Genomic DNA, 15,233 nt, shown 5'->3' on the forward strand with positions numbered 1-15,233 from the left:
CCTCAGTGCTTGGTCCAGCGCTCCGTCTGGGTCAGGTAGAGCAGGTAACCGAGGGCCGGGAGCACGATCACGGCAGCGAGCGCCACCGCCACGGTCAGCGCGGTCAGTGTCGCCGGTGCACCCGCCGCGTCGGCGAAGGTCACCTGGTCGACCAGCATCCAGGGGTACTGCGCCACGCCCCAGCCGAGCACGACGGTCGCGACCGCCGCGACCGCGGTGAAGCGGGCCAGCGCGTAGCGGCGGCGGGCGATCAGGACGAGGGTCGCGACGCCGGTCACCGCCGAGAGCAGCACCAGCGGGAGGGCACGGCCCGAGAGACCGTCGTAGAGCGTGGGGGCGTCGTGCATGAGGGGGACCAGGCCGGCGAAGACGACCAGACCGGTCACCATGCCGACGCCGAGCGTGCGGATCCGGAGCACCTCGGCCAGGTCGGCCTGCTCCGCCCGCGCCGCGTCGGCGACCAGGAAGGACCCGGCGAGGAACGCGCAGGTCCCGCCGGCGACGAGACCGCCCACGACCCCCGTCGGGTTCAGCCAGCTCGTGAGGAGGTCGCCGTGGCCCTCCGCGGGCACGCGCCCGGACGCGATCGCGCCTGCCGCGGCCCCGAGGAAGAACGGCGTCACCAGCGAGGACAGGGCGAACACGATGCCGAACACGCGCGCCTGGCCCAGGGTGCTGGCGTACTTGCGGAAGGCGAAGCTCGCGCCGCGGAGCACGATGCCCAGCAGGCCGAGCATCAGGGGCAGCCACAGCGTCGTCATCGCAGCAGCGAAGGCCGACGGGAACGCCGTCCACCAGGTCACCAGCACGAAGATCAGCCAGACGTGGTTGGCCTCCCAGACCGGACCGATGCTGTGGTCGACCAGGGTGCGCAGCCGCGCTCCGCGACGCGCTCCACCGGCGGTGAGGTCGAAGAAGCCCGAACCGAAGTCGGCGCCGCCGAACACGGCGTACGCGAGGACTCCGGTGAAGAGGGCCGCGGCGACGACGGTCTCGATGCCCATCAGTGCGCCTCCACCTCGTCGAGATGGGCCGGACCGTACGGCGAGGGCAGGTCCGTCTCGCCCTCCCGCCAGCGTCGCGCCATGCCCCGCAGGACGACGTACGCCGCAGCCGTCAGGCCGGCGTAGAGGGTCGCCACCCCGGCGAGCGAGAACCACAGCCACGGGTTGTCCGTCGCCGCCTCGGAGGTCCGCATCACGCCGTAGACGATCCAGGGCTGACGGCCGACCTCGGTCGCTATCCAGCCGAGCTCCATCGTGAGGATCGCGAGCGGGCCGGAGAGGGCCATGAACCGGAGGAACCAGCGCTTCTCGAGGAGGTCGCGCCCACCGAGCACCGGGAGACGCCGCCAGCGGAGCAGCCAGTAGCCGGCGACGCTGGCCGCCAGCAGCGAGCCGAACGCGACCATGAGCTGGAAGGACCAGCGCGTCATGTTCACCGGCGGACGGTCCGCTTCGGGCACCGTGTCGAGGCCGGGCACCGGCTTGTCGAAGGAGTTGCGGGCGATCAGCGAGCCGATCGCAGGGATCTCGAGGTCGCCGTGCACCTCGCCGTCGGACCCGAGCCAGCCACCGATCCGGAGCGGCGCAGGCGCCTCCTCGGTCGTGGTCGCGAGCTCGAACGCAGCCAGCTTGGCCGGCTGGGCCTCCGCCAGGCGGAGGCCGAGGACGTGCCCGACCAGCGGCTGCGCCAGCGCGAAGACCGTCGCGAAGACGAACGGCACCATGAACCCGAGGCGGTGGTGCGCGTCGCGCCGGCCACGCAGCATCCCGACGGCGTAGACACCCGCGACCGTGAAGCCGACGACCACGAACGCCGCCACCCACATGTGGGCGAACATCAGGTACACGCCGTCGTTGAACATCGCCGCCCACGGTCGTACGTCGACGACGTCTCCCGCGGCGTTGATGCGGAACCCGGCCGGGTTGTTCATCCAGGCGTTGACCGCCAGCACGCAGAAGGTGCCGACCACGCCAGCCACCGCCATCGGCACCAACGTCAGGAGGTGCACGCGCGCGGGAAGGCGCCCCCACCCGTAGAGGTAGATGCCCATGAAGATCGCCTCGATGAAGAAGGCGAGGCCTTCGAAGGCGAAGGGCAGGCCGAGGACGTCGCCGAACCGGCCCATCAGCCTGGGCCAGAGCAGGCCCATCTCGAAGGAGAGCACCGTGCCGGAGACGGCACCGATCGCGAAGAGGACCGCCGAGACCTTCGACCACCGCTTGGCCAGCTCGAGGGCCGTCGCGTTGCCGCGGAGCCCCAGCCAGTGCATCACGAAGATCATCGACGGGAACGCGACACCGAAGCAGGCGAGCACGATGTGCCAGCCGAGCGACAGCGCCATCTGGTCGCGGGCCGGCAGCAGCCCGGAAGGCGCGTCGGCGGCGAGCTGGAGTACGACAGAGGCCACGCTGCGAATCTACGCAGCGTGGCCTCTCAAGACACTGTGACGATCGCCTCAGCAGCCGCCCGCGACCGCCGGGATCACCGAGATCTGGGTGCCGGCCGGGGTGGCCGTCGCCAGGTTCTCGAGGAACCGGACGTCCTCGTTGCCCACGTAGACGTTGACGAAGCGGCGCAGCTCGCCGTTGCTGTCGAGGATGCGGTCCTTGATGCCGGCGTGGTTGGCCTCGAGGTAGTCGAGCACCTCCGCGAGGGTCGCACCCTCGGCGGTCACCTCGGACGCGCCACCGGTGTAGGTGCGCAGGATGGTGGGGATGCGGACGGAAATGCTCATGTGCTGCTGCTCCTGATCAGATGAGGCCGGTCAGACGAGGCCGGCGGCCTTGAAGGCATCGTAGGACGGATCGATGGTCGCCGCGGCGCCCACCTTGTCCGCGATGGCGTCGAGGGTCTTCAGGCCGTGGCCGGTGTTGATGAAGACGGTCTCGAGCGAGGTGTCGAGCTGGCCGGTCTCGACGAGCTTCTTGAGCACGGCCGTGGTCGTGCCACCGGCGGTCTCGGTGAAGATGCCCTCGGTGCGCGCGAGCAGGACGATGCCGTCGCGAATCTCGTCGTCGGTGACCTCCTCGACCGCACCGCCGGTCTCGCGGCAGATGTCGAGGACGTAGATGCCGTCGGCCGGGTTGCCGATCGCGAGCGACTTGGCGATCGTGTCCGGCTTCACCGGCCGGATCGCGTCGACGCCGGCCTTGAACGCCGTGGCGACCGGGCCACAGCCCGTGGCCTGGGCGCCGTAGATCTTGTAGGGCTTCTCCTCCACCAGACCGAGCTTGATCAGCTCCTGGAAGGCCTTGTGGACCTTGGTCAGCTGCGAACCCGAGGCGACGGGGATGACGACCTGGTCGGGCAGGCGCCAGCCGAGCTGCTCGGCGATCTCGTAGCCGAGCGTCTTGGAGCCCTCGGCGTAGTACGGCCGGACGTTGACGTTGACGAACGCCCAGCCGTCCTCCTCGCCGGCGATCTCCGACGCCAGCTTGTTGACGTCGTCGTAGTTGCCGTTCACGGCGACCAGCGAGTCGGTGTAGATGGCCGAGTTGATCTGCTTCGGCTTCTCGAGGTTGGCCGGGATGAAGACGACGGTCTTGATGCCCGAGCGGGCACCGGCGGCGGCGACGGCGTTGGCCAGGTTGCCGGTCGACGGACAGGCGAAGACCTTCGCGTGGAGCTCGGTCGCGGCCGACAGGGCGCAGGCGACGACACGGTCCTTGAAGGAGTTGGTGGGGTTGGTCGAGTCGTCCTTCACCCACAGGTTGTCGATGCCGAGCTCACGACCGAGGTTGTGCGCCTTCAGCAGACGGGTGAAGCCGGGCTCCATGTTGGGGCTCTGCTCGATGTCCGACGGCACGGGCAGGAGCGCCTTGTAGCGCCAGATGTTGGCGGGGCCGGCCTCGATCTCCTCGCGGGTCACGGCCGGGAAGTCGTAGGAGATCTCCAGGGGACCGAAGCACTCCGGACAGGCGTAGAACGGACCGAGGGCGACCTGGTGGCCGCACTCGCGGCACGACAGTGCGGTGGCGTGGCCGAACGCGCCCTCGCGCAGGACCTGACCGGCAGTCTCTACAACGCTCATGAGGAACCTCCCTCTCATCTTCCCCACGCCGTCTTTCGCCGCGGGCCGGAATTAGCACCTTTTCCACGACTGCCGAAGCAGGAGGTTCGTGGCGGTTGCCGGGACTTCGTCGGGCCGTTCCCTCAGTCCCTCTCGATGAGCAGGCTCAAGAGTACGGGCAGGGCGAAGCGTCGCGCGAATCCGTTTCACTCCTCGGATCGGGCACTGGCAGCGGCGTCGCGGGCGAGCGTCGCCAGGAACTGCAGCACCCCGTCGGGACCGGCGACGACGACGTCGCTCAGCGGCACCAGCGCACTCTCCTCGTCGGAGGCCGAGCAGACCAGCAGCGTGGTCATCCCGTCTTCGCGCAGCGCCTGGACGGCGTGGAACGCGTCGAGGTCGCCGAGGTCGTCGCCGACGAAGCAGACGCCGAGGGCGCCGAGGTCGTGCGCCAGCTTCTGGACGACGTCACCCTTGTCGGCGCCGGGAGCGCGGATCTCGATGACCTGCCGCCCGGGCTCGACCTTCATGCCGTGGCGCTCGGCCGCGATGGCGAGCTCCGGCAGCAGGCGCTGGAACGCCGCCTCGGGCGCCTCGAGCCGCCGCGTGTGGACGGCGACCGCCAGCCCCTTGTCCTCGACATAGGCGTCGGCGGCATCGCACCGCCGCAGGATCCGCGGCAGCTCACCGAGGAACGACGCCAGGCCGTGCGGTGGGCGGGGCCCGAGCACCCGGCGGTCACGCGAGCTCCAGCGCTCGTTGCCGTACTGCCCGAAGACCTGCAGCTCGCGTCCCTGGTCCGAGAAGGCGGTGCCGAGGTCGTCGAGTGCCCCGAGCGCGACGACCTGACGCGCGGGACGCCCGGTGACGATGGCGATCCCCCGCACCTGCGCCGCCAGGTCGAGCAGGATGCCCGGACCACGCGGGTGGATCCGGGCCTTCTCCGGGTCCTCGACGATCGGCGCGAGCGTTCCGTCGAAGTCGAGACCGACCACGGTGCCCGCAGCCACCCGCGCCAGCGCGGCGTACCGCTGCATGGCGTCGGGCGAGGTGAACCGCATGCCCCTACTCAACCACGGGACGCGTCACGCACCCCCGGTCGGGCCGCGCTCGTCAGCCCTCGACGTAGGTCCGGTCGAGGATGACGGTGATGCGGTCGGGCTTCATCGGGTCGACGGCGGGCCGGATCCGGCGGATGCCGAGGTCCTGGCCGAGGAGCTTCGCGGCTGCCTCGAGGCGGGGTCCGTAGTAGACCGTCGGCGCGGGGACGCTGCCGGGCCAGTTGTCGGTGCCGAGCACCTGCCAGCCGAGGGTCGACGCCTTCTCCGCGGTGCGCGCGGCCAGCTTCTTGATGCTCGAGGTGTTGTAGACCTCGACGTTGACCTCGTTGCGCTTGACCGGCTTCGGCGCCACCGAGGCAGTGGGGGCCACGCTGGGGCTGCCGGACTCCACCACGGTCGTGGAGGTGGTCGGCCTGGCCACCGGCTCGAGGTCGTCGCCGGAGTCGTGCTTGGCGATGAGGGCGATGCCGGCCATGGCCACGGCGACGACGCTCAGGACGACGACGAACGACGGGGCGGCTGCGCCCTGCTCGTCACGGGTGCGACGGGCCACGCTCAGAGCTCGAATCCGAGTCGACGGGCGGACCGCTGGCGCTGACGCGCGGCGCGCAGTCGGCGGAGGCGACGGACCAGCAGCGGGTCGGCCTCGAGCGCCTCGGGCTTGTCGATCAGGGCGTTGAGCACCTGGTAGTAGCGCGTCGAGGACATGTCGAACTTCTCGCGGACCGCCTGCTCCTTGGCGCCGGCGAACTTCCACCACTGGCGCTCGAACTCGAGGATGGCGCGATCGCGCTCCGTGAGCGAGGCGCCCTCGGCACCCTCGCCCTGGTTGACCGTCTCGGCGGCGTCCATGCGTTTCGACCCCTTCGCGCTGAACCCAGAACTGCGTCCGACTGACCGGACGCACCCATCCTGACACGTAATCACAGGCATGTCATTCGCTCCGGCGGCGTGCCTGGAGACGCCCGGAAACGCCTGTGAACAGTTGTGACGAATGGGGCGCGATCGCTGGACAGGACCGGTCAACCACGCGAAGATCCTGCTGGGAGGTACGTCACATTCCTGAGAGGACCCTGCCCGTGACCGACACGAACACGGTTGCCGCACTGCGCGCACTCGACCGTTTCTCCGGCCTGACCGACGCCGAGCTCAAGCTGATCGCCGACCACGGCACGGCCGTCCACATCCCCGCCCACTGGGGCCTGATCTGGGAGAAGACCCCGGCGGACAAGGCGTACATCATCCTGTCGGGCGAGGTCTCGGTCCGGAAGGGCCGCGAGGAGATCGCCCGCCTCGGCCCGGGCGACACCGTCGGCGAGTCCGCCATCGTCGGCCACCGCCTGCGCACGGCGTCCGTCGTATCGGTCACCGACCTCGAGGTCCTGCACTTCACCAACGAGGCCGTCGCCGAGCTCATGGCGAAGTCGGCGACCTTCAAGAACGCCCTCGAGACCACGACCGCCGAGCGCCTCGGAGACAGCTGAGCCTTGGACGAAGACCACGCGGAGGCCGGGGACCACGGGTCCCCGGCCTCCGGCATGTCGCGGACGATCTACGACGACGTCACCCGGGCGATCCTCGGTGAGGACGCTCTCTACACGCGCACCCAGGTCTCCGCGGCCACGGGCATCGCCATGGAGCGCCTCACCGCGCTCTGGCGAGCGCTGGGCTTCCCCTCCACCGATGACGACGCCGTCCTGTTCACCGACGCCGACATCGCCGTGCTCGAGCTCCTCCCCCGGTTCCTCGAGCCGCTCGGCATGGAGGAGGGCGACGAGCTCACCTCGGCCCGCAGCATGGGCCGGTCGTTCAGCCGCCTGGCGGACTGGGAGGTCCGGCTCATGGCACGGGCACTCGCCGACGTGCCCCCCGACCAGCTCGGTGACGCCGTCGGCGAGATCCTGCCCGTGCTCCAGCAGCTGCAGGACTACGTCTGGCGCCGCCACCTCGCCCGCGCGGCGGGCCGCGCCCTCCTCGCCGCCGAGTCGGGCGCCGTCGAGAGCGGCGTCGGCTTCGTCGACATGGTCGCCTTCACCCGCACCAGCCGCGAGCTCTCGATGGGCGAGCTCGCCGCGCTCCTGGAGCGCTTCGACAGCACGGCCAGCGCCCTCGTCGCCTCCCACGGCGGCCGGGTGGTCAAGACCATCGGTGACGAGATCCTCTTCGTCGTCGACGACCCCCACGCGACCGCCGAGATCGCCAGCACCCTCGCCCTGCTCCACGAGGCGGACCCGAGCTTCCCCCAGGTCCGGGCGGGCGTCACGTGGGGCCCCGTGCTGCACCGCCTCGGCGACGTCTTCGGCGAGACGGTCAACATCGCCTCACGCCTCACCTCGCTCGCGCGGCCGGGCACGGTGCTGGCCAACCCCGCACTGGCCGAGCTCGTGGGCGACCGCTGGACGGTCCGCCGCATCCCGCCCGAGGCGGTGCGGGGCTACAGCCGCCTCGAGGCGTGGGTCGTCCGGCCCCCGGCGGCACGGCACGCCGCCGACTGAGCGGCGTACGGGCATGCCCTAGGGTCGAGGCATGACCGCCTCCGGATCCGCCGACCTGGTCATCGTCGCCAACCGACTCCCGGTCGACCGCGTCGTCGACACCGACGGCACGCTGCGGTGGCGGCGTTCGCCGGGCGGCCTCGTCTCCGCGCTCGAACCGGTCATGCGCGTCCACCAGGGCGCCTGGATCGGCTGGCCCGGTGGCACCGACGAGGAGCTCGAGCCGTTCGTGGAGGACGGCCTGCAGCTCGTGCCGGTCACCCTCAGTGCTCGTGAGGTCGAGGAGTTCTACGAGGGCTTCTCCAACGCCACGCTGTGGCCGCTGTACCACGACGTGGTCGCCAAGCCGCTGTTCAAGCGTGAGTGGTGGGAGGCCTACAAGCGCGTCAACCAGCGCTTCGCCGAGCGGGCGGCCGAGGTGGCAGCGCCGGGCGCGATGGTGTGGGTGCACGACTACCAGATGCAGCTCGTGCCGCAGATGCTGCGCGACCTCCGGCCGGACCTGAAGATCGGCTTCTTCCTCCACATCCCGTTCCCGCCCGCGGAGCTCTTCAACCAGCTGCCGTGGCGGCGCCAGGTCCTCGAGGGACTGCTCGGCGCCGACATCGTCGGCTTCCACCTCCCCGGCGGCGCGCAGAACTTCGTCCGCCTGGTCCGGACCCGGGTCGGGCACAAGACGCACCGCGACCTGATCACGCTGCCCGACGGCCGTCCGGTGCGTGCGGGCGCCTACCCGATCTCCATCGATGCCTCCGACTTCGAGGACCTGGCCCGCTCCCCCGAGGTGACGCGCCGGGCAGAGGCGATCCGCAAGGCCCTCGGCAACCCCAAGCGCGTACTGCTGGGTGTCGACCGGCTCGACTACACCAAGGGGATCTACCCCCGCCTCCGCGCGTACGCCGAGCTCGTCGCCGACGGCACGTTCGACGTCGAGGCCACGGTCTTCGTGCAGGTCGCCACGCCGTCACGCGAACGGGTCGACGAGTACCGACGGATGCGCGACGAGATCGACATGCTCGTGGGACGCGTCAACGGAGACCTCGGCCGCATCGGCCGTCCCGCGATCTCCTACCTGCACTCCTCGTACCCGCGCGAGGAGATGGCTGCGCTCTACCGCGCCGCCGACATCATGGTCGTCACTCCCTACCGCGACGGCATGAACCTCGTCTGCAAGGAGTACGTCGCCTGCCGCTACGACAACGACGGCGCCCTGGTGCTGTCGGAGTTCGCCGGCGCGGCGCACGAGCTCAGCCAGGCGTGGCTGGTCAACCCCTACGACATCAACGGCATGAAGGCCGCGATCGTCGAGGCGGCGACCGCGGACCCCAAGGAGATCACCCGCCGGATGAAGGCGATGCGGAAGACCGTCAGCGAGCACGACGTCGACCGCTGGGCGACCGGCTTCCTCGACGAGCTCGACGCGGTGAAGCCGATGAAGCCGCCGATCCGTCGGCGCCCGCGCCGTACGGCGGGCTGACCCGGATCACCTGCCCGGCACGGCGACGTCCTCGGGCAGTCGCGGCTTCATGATCTCGGTGATCTCCTCGCGGATCATCTGCGACGGGACGCCCCAGCCCGGCTGGTAGCCGTACACGTCGTCGAGAGGACGCTTCGTGTGCAGGCCGTCCACCAGGTCGATGTCGTGCACGCTGAGCAGACCGGGGTGGGCGACCCCGCAGGCCTCGGCGACCTTGAGCAGGTCGCGGCGCATCGTCTTGAGGTAGTTGGCGACCCGGACGGACTTCAGCGCCGGGTCGAGGCCGTGGGCCAGCCACTTGTTCTGCGTGGCGACACCCGTCGGGCAGTGGTCCGTGTGGCACTTCTGCGCCTGGATGCAGCCCAGGGCGAGCATCGCTCCACGTGCGGTGTTGACCATGTCGGCACCCAGCGCGAAGGCGACGATCGCGTTCTCCGGGATGCCCAGCTTGGCCGAGCCGATGAAGGTCACCTCGTCGGTACGGCCGGCCTCGGCGTACAGCTTGTAGACGTTGGTGAACCCGAGCCGGTACGGCAGGGACACCGAGTCCGTGAAGACCAGCGGCGCGGCGCCGGTGCCGCCCTCGCCGCCGTCGATCGTGATGAAGTCGACGTTGCGGTCCGGGCCCGACTTGTCGAGCAGGTGGTGCCAGAAGTCCATGTGCCCCACGGCCGACTTGATGCCCACCGGCAGCCCGGTCTCCGAGGCGACCATCTCGACGAAGTCGAGCATCGAGTCGACATCGGTGAACGCCGTGTGGCGCGACGGGCTCGAGCAGTCCTTGCCCATCGGGATACCGCGGATCTGGGAGATCTCCTCGCTGATCTTGGCGGCCGGCAGCATGCCGCCCAGCCCGGGCTTCGCGCCTTGGCTGAGCTTGATCTCGATCGCCTTCACCGGCGCGGTCTGGACGACCTCCTTGAGCCGCTCGATGTCGAAGCGACCTCGTTCGTCACGGCAGCCGAAGTACGACGTACCGATCTGGAAGGTGATGTCACCACCCTGGCGGTGGTGGTCGGAGAGCGCCCCCTCGCCGGTGTTGTGGAGGACGCCGGCGAGCGCCGCGCCCTTGTTGAGGGCCTCGATGGCCGCCCCGGAGAGCGACCCGAAGCTCATCGCGGAGATGTTGACGACCGAGTTGGGACGGAAGGCGTGCCTGCGGCCGCGGGGGCCGCCGAGCACCTTCGCCGACGGGATCGCGACCTCCTCGCCCGCGTGGATCGCCGTGCTCGGCGCGACGTGGGAGAAGGTGCGGTGCTTGATGATCGGGTAGCCGACGTTGTTCTCCATGTCGTTGCCGGTGCCGAAGCCGAAGTAGTTGTTCTCGAGCTTGGAGGAGGCGTAGACCCAGCGGCGCTGGTCGCGGCTGAACGGCCGCTCGACGTCGTCTCCCGTCACGATGTACTGGCGCAGCTCGGGGCCGATGCTCTCGAGCCAGTAGCGGGCGTTGGCGACGACGGGGAAGTTGCGCTTGAGCGCGTGCGTCTTCTGGGTGAGGTCGCGGGCGGCGAGCGCCCCGACTCCGGCCGCGCCGGCTGCTACCAGTGCTTTCCAGTTCATGGTGACGTGTCTAGCGTCACGCCTGTTCCCTGTCGAGCGATTCCCGCTAGGTTTTCCGCATGGATCTGATCCCCAAGCCCGATCAGGTCGCCTCCGCGGCGAGCAACGTCGCCAACAAGGTCCTCCACGGCGGGGTGGCCGACCTGCGACCGATGCCGCGCACGCTCATCGACGAGGGCCCGCTGCGCTTCGTCTACCGCTACGACCGGGCCGAGGGCGTGGACCCGTTCGGCGACCCGGTGCTGCTGGTCATGCCGCTGGCGGCGCCGTCGAGCTGCTACGACCTGCGGCGCTCGTGCTCGCTGGTGGAGCACTTCGTCAACGCCGGCCGGCCGACGTACCTCGTCGAGTACGGCGAGGTCGCCTTCAAGGACCGCGCGCTCGGCTTCGAGCACTGGGTCGACGAGGTGCTGCCCTCGGCCATCGACGCCGTGCACCGCGACACCGGTCGGCGCCCGGTCCACCTGGTCGCGTGGAGCCTGGGCGGCATCTTCTCGGTGCTCACGCTCGCGGCGCACACCGATCTCCCGGTCGCCTCGCTCACCACGCTCGGCTCCCCGTGGGACGTCGCGAAGGTGCCGCTCCTGGCGCCCGTGCGCCCGCTCCTCAACGCCAACATCCCCGAGCCGCTGCGGGTGATCACCAAGGGCTACCAGGTGCTCGGCGGCGCTCCGAGCACCCTGGTCCGCTGGGGCTTCCAGCTCTCGGCGGTGGACAAGCTGGTGACCAAGCCGCTCGTCACGGTGCAACACCTCGACGACACCGACTTCCTCGCCCAGCTGGAGGCGGTCGCGGCCTTCACGCGCGACATGACGGCCTACCCCGGCCGCACGTTCGGCCAGCTCTACCACCGGGTGATCCGCAACAACGAGCTCCGCACGGGACGCCTCGACCTGGGCGACCGCACCATCGACGTGCGCGACGTGAAGGTGCCGGTCCTGGTCATGGGAGGCCAGACCGACGGCATCGCACCGCTGGGAGCGGTTCGTCCGATCGTGGCCATGCTGAAGTCGGCTCCTGCGGTCCGGTGGGAGGCCGTCCCGGGCGGCCACCTGGGCATGGTCACCGGCCGGGCGGCGCGCGGCACCACGTGGCCGCTGATCGACGCCTGGCTCGACCAGTGGGCCTCGGCCGGCACCTCGCGCATGGGGATCGGGGCCAACCCGAGGCGTCGCCACTCCTCCGCCGGTTCGCGGGCCCTGAAGTCGTGACCGCCCGCACCGCGCTGGTCCTGCTCGCCGTCGGCGCCCTGGTCGGCGCCTCCTGCGGCCTGTACGCCGTCCCGGCCGTCGCGCTCGCGGGAGCCGCCGTGTGTGCGGTCGCCTGCACGGTGCTCGCCCGCGACACCGACGGCCGGCGTGCCGCGGACGGCGTGGTGGCGACGGATGCGTTCAACGTGGCCCGCATGGGCGCGGTCCTCGGCGTCGCCGGCACCGCGATGGCGCTCGCGGGCGTCGGCTCGTCGACGGTGCTCGGGAGCCTGGGCGTCGTGGCCGTCCTGCTCGTCGTGCGGAGCGGGGCGACCGGGCTGCACGCGGCCCTGCCGGAGGGCTGGCGCTCCGCCGCGGCCTCCCGGATCGCCCGCACCGCCTTCGTGGTGGTGCCGCTGCTCGGTCTCGTCCTCGCCCTCGACACCTCGGGCAGCGGCCCCGCGTGGACCGGATCGCTCGTGGACCCGGCGCGGGTCGCCACCCTCGTCGTCGTGGCGTGGTTCGCCGCGTTCTGTGTCGCCTCACGCGACGCGGTCACCGCCTGACTCACCGGTTTCCGGCACCGATTCACGCAGAACCGGCTGCACCGACCCGTGGACCGCGACAGGGCGGTCGGTGTTCCATCGGGGGATGTCTCCCGACCTGAACCGACGACACCTCCTCGGCAGCACCGCGGCAGCCCTCGGCGTACTCGCTCTGGAGGGGCTCACCGCACAGGCCACCGCCGCGACGCTCCAGGGCACGCTGCCCGCGCGCGTCGACACCGTGGTGGTGGGCGGCGGCCTCTCCGGCCTCGTGGCGGCCCGCGAGGTAGCGCGGTCCGGGCGCTCGGTCCTGGTCGTCGAGGCACGCTCGCGCGTCGGCGGTCGCCTGCTCAACCACCAGCTCGCCACGGGTGGCACGATCGAGGCCGGCGGTGCGTTCATCGGCCCCACCCAGGACCACGTGGCGGCGCTCGCGGCAGAGCTCGGCATCGCGACCTTCCCCGAGTACGTCGACGGCAGGAACGTCTACGTCTCGCAGCTGCTGGGCCGGCAGACGTACACCGGCACCGTCCCGCCCGACCCCACGATCCTGCTCGACGCGCTGCTCCTGCTGAAGACGCTCGACGGCTGGGCCGCCGAGATCGACGTCGCCGCTCCCTGGTCGCACCCGAAGGCGAAGCAGTGGGACTCGATGACCCTCGCGGGCTACATCCGCGGGCACGCGGTCAACGCCGCAGGCATCATCAACCTGCTGAAGTCGTGGACCCAGCCCGGCTTCGGCGCCGACCCCGACCAGCTCTCGCTGCTCTTCGTCGTCCACTACATCGCCTGCTCCGGCAACGAGACGACGAAGGGCACCTTCGACCTGAACGCCGACACGGCCGGCGGCGCCCAGGAGCGGCGCTTCGTCGGCGGCTCGCAGCGCCTGCCACTGGCCCTCGCGCGCCAGCTGGGCGACCTCGTCGCCCTCGACGCGGCGGTGACCCAGGTCGACCAGACCGCGACGGGAGCGCTCGTCCACACCACCCGCGGCAACGTCGCGTGCCGCCGGGTCATCGTGGCCGCTCCCCCGCCACTCGTCCTCGACATCGTCTGGAACCCGGGCCTCCCCGTCGCCCGCGCCCAGCTCCTGCAGCAGATGAAGATGGGCCGGCTGATGAAGTGCGATGCCGTCTACGAGACGCCGTTCTGGCGCGAGGCAGGCCTGTCGGGCATGGGCGTCAGCGACTCGGGGGCGGTGCGCGTCGCCTTCGACAACGGCGTCCCGTCGACGGGCCACGGCATCCTGCTCGCCTTCGTCGGCGGGACGACGTGGGCGCAGTACGGCACCCTCTCGCCGGAGGTGCGGAAGCAGGCGGTGCTGGCCGGCTTCGCGCGGATGTTCGGCAAGCAGGCGCTCACCCCGATCGACTACACCGAGCACGACTGGACCCACGAGCGATGGACCCGGGGAGCGCCGGTCGCGGTCATGGGCCCGGGCACGATGTCGACGGTCGGCTCCTCCATCCGTACGCCGCACGGCCGCGTCCACTGGGCCGGCACCGAGACCTCGACGTACTGGACCGGCTACATGGACGGCGCAGTGCGCGCCGGCCAGCGTGCGGCCGCGGAGGTCATCGCGGCGCCGTGACGGATGAGGCCGGCCGGGGCGGACGTGGCCTAGGTTGGCGGCCGTGACACTCGAGGTACTCGTGGAGAAGGGCCTGGTGGCGCCTGACTGGGCCGCGGCGCTCGCGCCCGTGGAGGCGCAGATCGCGGCGATGGGCGACTTCCTCCGAGCAGAGCTGGCCGCCGGCCGCCGCTACCAGCCCACCGGTGACCGCGTGCTGCGCGCGTTCCAGCGGCCGTTGGCCGAGGTGCGCGTGCTCGTGGTCGGCCAGGACCCCTACCCGAACCCCGACCACCCGGTCGGGCTCTCGTTCTCCGTGCCGCGCCATGTCGCGCCACTGCCGCCCAGCCTGGCCAACATCTACGCCGAGCTGGCGACCGACCTCGGCATCCCGCCGGCGGCGCACGGTGACCTGTCCGCCTGGGCCGACCGAGGGGTGATGCTTCTCAACAGGGTCCTCACCGTCGAGCCGGGCCGGTCCAACAGCCACAAGGGCAAGGGCTGGGAGGCGGTCACCGAGCATGCGATCCGCGTCCTGGCCCAGCGTGGCGGTCCGCTCGTCGCCGTCCTCTGGGGCAACGACGCGCGGCGACTGCGCCCGTGGCTCGGAGACGTGCCGGTCGTCGAGTCGGCGCACCCCTCGCCCCTGTCTGCCTACCGGGGCTTCTTCGGGTCGCGGCCCTTCAGCCAGGTCAACGAGCTGCTGGTCGCCCAGGGCGGCGAGGCGGTGGACTGGCGGCTCTGAGCGAAGGTCGACAGAGTCGTTGACCGATCGGTCGGCGCGGCCTTAGGTTTCCGGTGACGCCGTGGGAGTGGCGTCGACCACAACGGATTCTGGGAGGGATTCAATGAAGCTCACGCATGCCCTGACGACGGTTGCGACGACCGCTGCGATCGCGGGCGGCTCGCTCGCCCTGGCCACGCCGGCCGACGCCGCGACGCGCACCTTCGGCTCGACGACGTACGGCCTGACCTGCACCTACGACCTCGACCAGGCGGCCGGCACCCTGGCCGGCCACTGCCTGGGCCGGACGCCGCTCGGCTCCGCGACCGCGGACTTCAGCGGCTCCTTCTCCGGCGACTCCGCCACGGGCACGATCTCGGTCGCGACCTGGTTCGGCAGCTTCAACGGCACGTTCTCCGGCACCGGCTGGTCGACCGGCACGGCCTCCGGCTCGTACACGATGGTGACGCCGCTCGGCAGCCTGTCGGGCACGTTCACGGCCACGGCCTGACCCAGGTCCACCGGGAGGCGCGACCCCACCCGGGGTCGCGCCTTCCGTCATCTCCGGGGCCGGGGAATATTGTTGAAGTGTCAAC

General features: G+C 71.0%; 16 protein-coding genes and 1 riboswitch. Of the genes, 8 read left to right on the forward strand and 8 right to left on the reverse strand.

Annotation, left to right across the window (positions count from 1 at the left end):
* Positions 1-2: 2 nt before the first annotated feature.
* From Q5722_RS05175 to Q5722_RS05205, 7 genes are all read right to left on the reverse strand, one after another.
* A complete protein-coding gene (locus tag Q5722_RS05175; protein WP_305027143.1) occupies positions 3-1,004 on the reverse strand; it encodes a cytochrome d ubiquinol oxidase subunit II in 1,002 nt (333 codons plus the stop codon).
* Positions 1,004-2,413 (reverse strand): cytochrome ubiquinol oxidase subunit I, encoded by a 1,410-nt coding sequence (locus Q5722_RS05180; protein WP_305027144.1) that lies wholly within the window; start codon positions 2,411-2,413, stop codon positions 1,004-1,006. The genes Q5722_RS05175 and Q5722_RS05180 overlap by 1 nt, the downstream gene beginning before the upstream one ends.
* A 48-nt stretch (positions 2,414-2,461) precedes the next feature.
* Positions 2,462-2,740, reverse strand: a complete 279-nt coding sequence (locus tag Q5722_RS05185) for a MoaD/ThiS family protein (protein ID WP_305027145.1) — start codon at positions 2,738-2,740, stop codon at positions 2,462-2,464.
* 30 nt (positions 2,741-2,770) lie between these two features.
* The gene (gene thrC, locus Q5722_RS05190; RefSeq protein WP_305027146.1) at positions 2,771-4,036 is read right to left on the reverse strand and encodes a threonine synthase; all 1,266 of its coding nucleotides are present in this window, start codon (positions 4,034-4,036) and stop codon (positions 2,771-2,773) included.
* A gap of 11 nt (positions 4,037-4,047) precedes the next feature.
* Positions 4,048-4,178: riboswitch (SAM riboswitch) on the reverse strand.
* A 43-nt stretch (positions 4,179-4,221) separates the two neighbouring features.
* Positions 4,222-5,076, reverse strand: a complete 855-nt coding sequence (gene otsB / locus Q5722_RS05195) for a trehalose-phosphatase (RefSeq protein ID WP_305027147.1) — start codon at positions 5,074-5,076, stop codon at positions 4,222-4,224.
* Positions 5,077-5,128: 52 nt separating this feature from the next.
* A complete protein-coding gene (locus tag Q5722_RS05200) occupies positions 5,129-5,629 on the reverse strand; it encodes a LytR C-terminal domain-containing protein (protein ID WP_305027148.1) in 501 nt (166 codons plus the stop codon).
* 2 nt (positions 5,630-5,631) lie between these two features.
* The gene (locus Q5722_RS05205) at positions 5,632-5,928 is read right to left on the reverse strand and encodes a DUF3263 domain-containing protein (protein WP_305027149.1); all 297 of its coding nucleotides are present in this window, start codon (positions 5,926-5,928) and stop codon (positions 5,632-5,634) included.
* A 227-nt stretch (positions 5,929-6,155) separates the two neighbouring features.
* Between Q5722_RS05205 and Q5722_RS05210 the strand changes: the two genes are divergently transcribed.
* Genes Q5722_RS05210 through Q5722_RS05220 form a run of 3 tightly spaced genes read left to right on the forward strand, consistent with a single transcriptional unit; the run spans position 6,156 to position 9,048 of the window.
* Positions 6,156-6,560, forward strand: coding sequence for a Crp/Fnr family transcriptional regulator (locus Q5722_RS05210; RefSeq protein WP_305027150.1), 405 nt, complete (start codon positions 6,156-6,158; stop codon positions 6,558-6,560).
* Between the two features lie 3 nt (positions 6,561-6,563).
* A complete protein-coding gene (locus Q5722_RS05215; protein WP_305027151.1) occupies positions 6,564-7,571 on the forward strand; it encodes an adenylate/guanylate cyclase domain-containing protein in 1,008 nt (335 codons plus the stop codon).
* 31 nt (positions 7,572-7,602) lie between these two features.
* A complete protein-coding gene (locus Q5722_RS05220; protein WP_305027152.1) occupies positions 7,603-9,048 on the forward strand; it encodes an alpha,alpha-trehalose-phosphate synthase (UDP-forming) in 1,446 nt (481 codons plus the stop codon).
* Between the two features lie 6 nt (positions 9,049-9,054).
* Here the strand turns inward: Q5722_RS05220 and Q5722_RS05225 are convergent, their stop codons facing one another.
* The gene (locus Q5722_RS05225; protein WP_305027153.1) at positions 9,055-10,608 is read right to left on the reverse strand and encodes an FMN-binding glutamate synthase family protein; all 1,554 of its coding nucleotides are present in this window, start codon (positions 10,606-10,608) and stop codon (positions 9,055-9,057) included.
* Between the two features lie 59 nt (positions 10,609-10,667).
* Between Q5722_RS05225 and Q5722_RS05230 the strand changes: the two genes are divergently transcribed.
* The 5 genes from Q5722_RS05230 to Q5722_RS05250 all read left to right on the forward strand — a co-directional run bounded on the left by Q5722_RS05230 (position 10,668) and on the right by Q5722_RS05250 (position 15,148).
* The gene (locus Q5722_RS05230) at positions 10,668-11,819 is read left to right on the forward strand and encodes an alpha/beta fold hydrolase (protein WP_305027154.1); all 1,152 of its coding nucleotides are present in this window, start codon (positions 10,668-10,670) and stop codon (positions 11,817-11,819) included.
* Positions 11,816-12,364: a hypothetical protein gene (locus Q5722_RS05235; RefSeq protein WP_305027155.1), complete on the forward strand. Its 549-nt coding sequence runs from the start codon at positions 11,816-11,818 to the stop codon at positions 12,362-12,364. The genes Q5722_RS05230 and Q5722_RS05235 overlap by 4 nt, the downstream gene beginning before the upstream one ends.
* Before the next feature lie 85 nt (positions 12,365-12,449).
* Positions 12,450-13,934 (forward strand): flavin monoamine oxidase family protein, encoded by a 1,485-nt coding sequence (locus tag Q5722_RS05240; RefSeq protein WP_305027156.1) that lies wholly within the window; start codon positions 12,450-12,452, stop codon positions 13,932-13,934.
* A gap of 43 nt (positions 13,935-13,977) precedes the next feature.
* Positions 13,978-14,658: a uracil-DNA glycosylase gene (locus tag Q5722_RS05245; RefSeq protein ID WP_305027157.1), complete on the forward strand. Its 681-nt coding sequence runs from the start codon at positions 13,978-13,980 to the stop codon at positions 14,656-14,658.
* 103 nt (positions 14,659-14,761) lie between these two features.
* Positions 14,762-15,148 (forward strand): hypothetical protein, encoded by a 387-nt coding sequence (locus Q5722_RS05250; protein WP_305027158.1) that lies wholly within the window; start codon positions 14,762-14,764, stop codon positions 15,146-15,148.
* The last annotated feature ends 85 nt before the right edge of the window (positions 15,149-15,233 follow it).

It is taken from the genome of Nocardioides jiangxiensis (genome assembly GCF_030580915.1).
GTDB classification, from domain to species: domain Bacteria; phylum Actinomycetota; class Actinomycetes; order Propionibacteriales; family Nocardioidaceae; genus Nocardioides; species Nocardioides jiangxiensis.

Excerpts from the sequence above, each read along its gene's own strand:
- Q5722_RS05205 (WP_305027149.1), bottom strand. The coding sequence starts at position 5,928 with ATGGACGCCGCCGAGACGGTCAACCAGGGCGAGGGTGCCGAGGGCGCC.
- Q5722_RS05175 (WP_305027143.1), bottom strand. The coding sequence starts at position 1,004 with ATGGGCATCGAGACCGTCGTCGCCGCGGCCCTCTTCACCGGAGTCCTC.
- Q5722_RS05240 (WP_305027156.1), top strand. The coding sequence starts at position 12,450 with ATGTCTCCCGACCTGAACCGACGACACCTCCTCGGCAGCACCGCGGCA.
- thrC (WP_305027146.1), bottom strand. The coding sequence starts at position 4,036 with ATGAGCGTTGTAGAGACTGCCGGTCAGGTCCTGCGCGAGGGCGCGTTC.
- Q5722_RS05250 (WP_305027158.1), top strand. The coding sequence starts at position 14,762 with ATGAAGCTCACGCATGCCCTGACGACGGTTGCGACGACCGCTGCGATC.
- Q5722_RS05230 (WP_305027154.1), top strand. The coding sequence starts at position 10,668 with ATGGATCTGATCCCCAAGCCCGATCAGGTCGCCTCCGCGGCGAGCAAC.
- Q5722_RS05185 (WP_305027145.1), bottom strand. The coding sequence starts at position 2,740 with ATGAGCATTTCCGTCCGCATCCCCACCATCCTGCGCACCTACACCGGT.
- otsB (WP_305027147.1), bottom strand. The coding sequence starts at position 5,076 with ATGCGGTTCACCTCGCCCGACGCCATGCAGCGGTACGCCGCGCTGGCG.
- Q5722_RS05220 (WP_305027152.1), top strand. The coding sequence starts at position 7,603 with ATGACCGCCTCCGGATCCGCCGACCTGGTCATCGTCGCCAACCGACTC.
- Q5722_RS05225 (WP_305027153.1), bottom strand. The coding sequence starts at position 10,608 with ATGAACTGGAAAGCACTGGTAGCAGCCGGCGCGGCCGGAGTCGGGGCG.